The following is a 1,176-nucleotide window of genomic DNA, read 5'->3' on the forward strand; positions in this document are numbered from 1 at the left end:
GATGGCCAAGGAAAAGTTCGAACGCGATGGCCAAGGAAAAGTTCGAACGCACTAAGCCGCACTGCAACATCGGCACCATCGGTCACGTTGACCATGGCAAGACGACGCTGACGGCCGCGATCACGATCACGCTGGCGAAGTCGGGCGGCGCGACCGCCAAGAACTACGCCGACATCGACGCCGCGCCGGAAGAAAAGGCCCGCGGCATCACGATCAACACCGCGCACGTCGAGTACGAGACGGCCAACCGTCACTACGCTCACGTCGACTGCCCCGGCCACGCCGACTACGTGAAGAACATGATCACGGGCGCGGCCCAGATGGACGGCGCGATCCTGGTCGTGTCGGCCGCCGACGGCCCGATGCCGCAGACCCGCGAGCACATCCTGCTGGCCCGTCAGGTCGGCGTGCCGGCCCTGGTCGTGTTCATGAACAAGGTCGACATGGTCGACGACGAAGAGCTGCTCGAGCTCGTCGAAATGGAAGTTCGYGAGCTGCTGTCGTCCTACCAGTTCCCGGGCGACGACATTCCGATCACCAAGGGTTCGGCCCTGGCCGCGGTCGAAGGCCGTGACGCCAACATCGGCGAAGAGAAGATCCTCGAGCTGATGGCTTCGGTCGACGCCTACATCCCGCAGCCGGAACGCCCGATCGACCAGGCCTTCCTGATGCCGGTCGAAGACGTGTTCTCGATCTCGGGCCGCGGCACCGTGGTSACCGGTCGCGTCGAGCGCGGCATCGTGAAGGTCGGTGAAGAAGTCGAAATCGTCGGCATCCGTCCGGTCCAAAAGACCACCTGCACGGGCGTCGAAATGTTCCGCAAGCTGCTGGACCAAGGTCAAGCCGGCGACAACGTGGGCGTGCTGCTGCGCGGCACCAAGCGTGAAGACGTCGAGCGCGGCCAAGTGCTCTGCAAGCCGGGYTCGATCACCCCGCACACCAAGTTCGTGGCCGAAGCCTACATCCTGACCAAGGAAGAAGGCGGCCGTCACACCCCGTTCTTCACCAACTACCGCCCGCAGTTCTACTTCCGCACGACGGACGTGACCGGGATCATCAAGCTGCGCGAAGGCGTGGAAATGATCATGCCGGGCGACAACGCCGAGCTGGACGTCGAGCTGATCACCCCGATCGCCATGGAAGAGAAGCTCCGCTTCGCCATCCGTGAAGGCGGCC

Annotated in this window: 1 protein-coding gene; it reads left to right on the forward strand. The window is 63.9% G+C overall.

Annotated features, from left to right (window positions below; translation table 11 throughout):
* Positions 1 to 26: 26 nt before the first annotated feature.
* A partial coding sequence (gene tuf, locus AC1DCG_RS25050; RefSeq protein WP_477041748.1) for an elongation factor Tu occupies positions 27 to 1,176 on the forward strand: 1,150 nt, incomplete at its 3' end.

The sequence above is a fragment of the Caulobacter sp. 10L414 genome, assembly GCF_056395525.1.